This is a genomic window from Mesorhizobium sp. M1A.F.Ca.ET.072.01.1.1 (genome assembly GCF_004023325.1).
Classification (GTDB): Bacteria; Pseudomonadota; Alphaproteobacteria; order Rhizobiales; family Rhizobiaceae; genus Mesorhizobium.
In genome coordinates this window covers 1-3,163 of record NZ_RZSF01000523.1, presented here as the reverse complement: position 1 = coordinate 3,163, position 3,163 = coordinate 1, and the positions used below count along the sequence as shown (strand labels likewise).

Sequence of the window (3,163 nt, the reverse complement as noted above, 5' to 3'; positions counted from 1 at the left end):
ATCCATTGCTACGATCCGGACGGCACGCTGATCGGCAAGATCAAAGTGCCGGAAGTCGTCGCCAATTGCGTCTTCGGCGGCGCCAAGCGCAACCGCCTCTACATCTGCGGCACCACCTCGCTCTATGTGGTCTGGCTGATGGTGAATGGGGCGAAGACCTATTGACCGGCAACGGCGTCAGCGGGGGCGGATAAAGCCGGCGAAATCCTGAAGTGCTTTGCGCATCGCCTGTCGGTTCGACGGCTCAGCCAGGATTTCTTCCACCTCCGGCGGCTTCTTGCCGAGCAGCGCGATCTCGAGCGCGGCCTTTTCGTAGAGCGCGAAGGACATCGTGCGCATGATCTCGGCAAGGGCGGCGCGGGCAAAGAGCGACCGCGGCGAGGCGTGCACCAGCATCGCCGGCTTGCCGACGGCGGCATCGCGCGACACCAGCCAGTCGAGCGCATTCTTCATGCCGCCCGGCACGCCATGGGCGTATTCGGGACAGGAGACGACGACGCCATCGGCGTGGCTGACGGCCTCGATCAGGTATCTTGCCTCACACGGCGTGCGCTCGCCCTCTTCATCCGGGTTGAAGATCGGCAAGCGGCCGAGACCGTCATAGACGGTGACGCGGCAATCCGCGGGCACGTTGGCGGCAAGCGCCGCGACAAGGGCCGAATTGGTCGAGGCGGCGCGCAGGCTGCCGGATATGGCGAGGAGGTTCAGCAAGGGTGACGGGGGCGGTTCGGACGAATCGTGCCCGGGAGCCTACCACATGGTCTGCCGGTAATCGTCGTCCAGTTCGCGGTCGATCTCGCCGGCGCTCTCTGTAAGCGCCAGCTGGTCGCGGATGATCTGGCCGAGCGTCGGCAGGCTCGCGCGGTCATACCAGGTCTCCGGCTCCCACAGCTCGGAGCGCATAAAGGCCTTGGCGCAGTGCATGTAAGCGGCCTTGACCGTCACCACGATGACGCTCAGCGGCTCCTTGCCGTCGACGGCCAGGCGGGCGCGCAGTCCGGCGTCGATGGTTATGTGGGCTTCGCCGTTGACGCGCAGCGTCTCGTTCATGCCGGGAATGAGGAAGAGCAGCCCTACCGACGGGTAACGAACGATGTTTTCCAGCGTGTCCAGCCGGTTGTTGCCTGGACGGTCAGGGATGGCGATGGTGGAACTGTCGAGGATGGCGGTGAAGCCGGGCTTGTCGCCCTTCGGGGTCACGTCGGCATTGCCGGCGCCGTCGGAGGAGCCGATCAGCACGAATGGGCTCTTGCCGATGAAGGAACGGCAGTGGCCATCGAGCGCCTTGAGTTCCTTGCGGATCGACCCGTCGGTCGGCCGCGGCGTCTTGTAGATCGTCCTCAGCTCATCGCGCGTGGTGAGGAATTCCATGCCGCCCCTCCCCGGAACCTGCTCTATTTACTCGCCTGCTCTTCCTTGGTTTTTTCCTCCAGCGAGTGGCGCATGATCAGCGGCATCTGGCTGAAGGTGAAGAGAAGCGTGATCGGCATGATGCCCCAGACCTTGAAGGTAACCCAGGTATCGGTTGAACAATTCCGCCACACGACTTCATTGACGAGGGCCAGGAAGAGGAAGAACAGGCCCCAGCGGAAGGTGAGCTTGCGCCAGCCTTCGGCATCGAGGCTGAAAGCCGAGTCGAAGACATAGCCAAGCAGCGACTTGCCGAAGAAGAGGCCGCCGAGCAGCACGCCGCCGAACAGCGTGTTGACGATGGTCGGCTTCATCTTGATGAAGACGTCGTCCTGCAAATAGAGCGTCAGCGCGCCGAAGATAAGGACGACGACGCCCGACACCAGCGGCATGATCGGCAAGGTGCGGGTGAGCAGCCACGAGGCGATCAGCGCCAACGCGGTGGCGGCCATGAACAGGCCGGTGGCGACGAAGATCGGGCCGCCGAGCTCGGCCAAGGCCGGAAATTTCTGCGCCAGCCATTCGCCGCGCGCATTGGCGAAGAAGAAGACCAGCAGCGGCCCGAGCTCGAGCACCAGCTTGAGCGGCGGGTTGATGCCCTCCTTCTTCTGTTTCTGCGGGTCGGACGGGTCGCGTTCGAGGATGTTCATGAAAGTCCTTGTTGTCCCGAAAGTCGGCGCTTTTGGGATCGCTCAAGCAACGCCGGCGATCGCCCTGGCGAATTCGCTGGCCGAGAAGGGTTCGAGGTCGTCGACCTGCTCGCCGACGCCGATGAAATAGACCGGCAATCTATGCTTGGCGGCGATCGCCACCAGAATACCGCCGCGCGCCGTGCCGTCCAGCTTGGTCATCACCAGGCCGTTGACGCCGGCGACGTTGCGGAAGATCTCGACTTGACTGAGCGCATTCTGGCCGGTGGTGGCGTCGACGGTCTGCAGCACGGTGTGCGGCGCCTCCGGATCGAGCTTGCCCAGCACGCGCACGATCTTTTCCAGCTCCGCCATCAGCTCGGTCTTGTTCTGCAGGCGGCCGGCCGTATCGATGATCAGCACGTCGGAGCCTGCCTCCTTCGCCTTCTCGAAGGCATCGTAGGCGAGGCCGGCGGCGTCGGCGCCGAGCTTGGTGGCGATGACCGGCGACTTCGTGCGTTCGCCCCAGATCTTCAGCTGCTCGATCGCGGCCGCGCGGAACGTGTCGCCGGCCGCCAGCATGACCGAAAGCCCGCCTTCGGTCAGCTTGGCCGCCAGCTTGCCGATGGTCGTGGTCTTGCCGGTGCCATTGACGCCGACGACCAGGATGACATGCGGCTTGTGGCCGAGATCGAGCTCGAGCGGCTTGGCGACCGGGGTCAGGACTTTTTCGACTTCCGCCGCCATCACGGCGCGGACCTCCGAGTCGGAAACGTCCTTGCCGTATCGGCTTGAGGCGAGAGAATCGGTGACGCGCAGCGCCGTCTCGACGCCAAGATCGGCGCGGATCAGCACATCCTCCAGATCCTGCAGCGTGTCTTCGTCCAGCTTGCGCTTGGTGAAGACGCCGGCGATGTTGCCGGTGAGCTCGCGCGAGGAACGGGCAAGCCCGTCGCGCATGCGCTGGAACCAGGAGCGCCGCGGCGCCGGCTCCGGTGCCTTCTGCGGCTCGGCCTTCTGCTCGACCTTTTTGGCGACCGTCACCTTGCCGGCAGAGGGGGTCGGCGGCGGCGCGGGGACGGCTTCCGGCTCGGGCGCGATCTCGGCAAGGATCCGCCCCGGCT

The 3,163-nt window shown here is 64.9% G+C and carries 5 protein-coding genes; 1 reads left to right on the top strand and 4 read right to left on the bottom strand.

Annotated features, from left to right (window positions below):
- Window positions 1-165 (top strand): SMP-30/gluconolactonase/LRE family protein (locus tag EOA32_RS35565; RefSeq protein WP_189407653.1); only part of this gene is annotated, 165 nt, incomplete at its 5' end.
- Window positions 166-177: 12 nt separating this feature from the next.
- Here the strand turns inward: EOA32_RS35565 and EOA32_RS35560 are convergent.
- From EOA32_RS35560 to ftsY, 4 genes are all read right to left on the bottom strand, one after another.
- Window positions 178-711 (bottom strand): NADPH-dependent FMN reductase, encoded by a 534-nt coding sequence (locus EOA32_RS35560; protein ID WP_066991745.1) that lies wholly within the window; start codon window positions 709-711, stop codon window positions 178-180.
- A 39-nt stretch (window positions 712-750) separates the two neighbouring features.
- The gene (locus EOA32_RS35555) at window positions 751-1,371 is read right to left on the bottom strand and encodes a pyridoxamine 5'-phosphate oxidase family protein (RefSeq protein WP_066991742.1); all 621 of its coding nucleotides are present in this window, start codon (window positions 1,369-1,371) and stop codon (window positions 751-753) included.
- 23 nt (window positions 1,372-1,394) lie between these two features.
- Window positions 1,395-2,060 carry a septation protein A gene (locus tag EOA32_RS35550; protein ID WP_128374177.1) on the bottom strand — a complete coding sequence of 222 codons (666 nt, stop codon included), beginning with the start codon at window positions 2,058-2,060 and terminating at the stop codon, window positions 1,395-1,397.
- Window positions 2,061-2,102: 42 nt separating this feature from the next.
- Window positions 2,103-3,163, bottom strand: a 1,061-nt coding sequence (gene ftsY / locus EOA32_RS35545; protein WP_245499505.1) for a signal recognition particle-docking protein FtsY, incomplete at its 5' end; no start/stop codon positions are given.

Bases quoted from the DNA above. Each gene is read 5' to 3' on its own strand.
- EOA32_RS35555 (WP_066991742.1), bottom strand. From the start codon at position 1,371: ATGGAATTCCTCACCACGCGCGATGAGCTGAGGACGATCTACAAGACG.
- EOA32_RS35550 (WP_128374177.1), bottom strand. From the start codon at position 2,060: ATGAACATCCTCGAACGCGACCCGTCCGACCCGCAGAAACAGAAGAAG.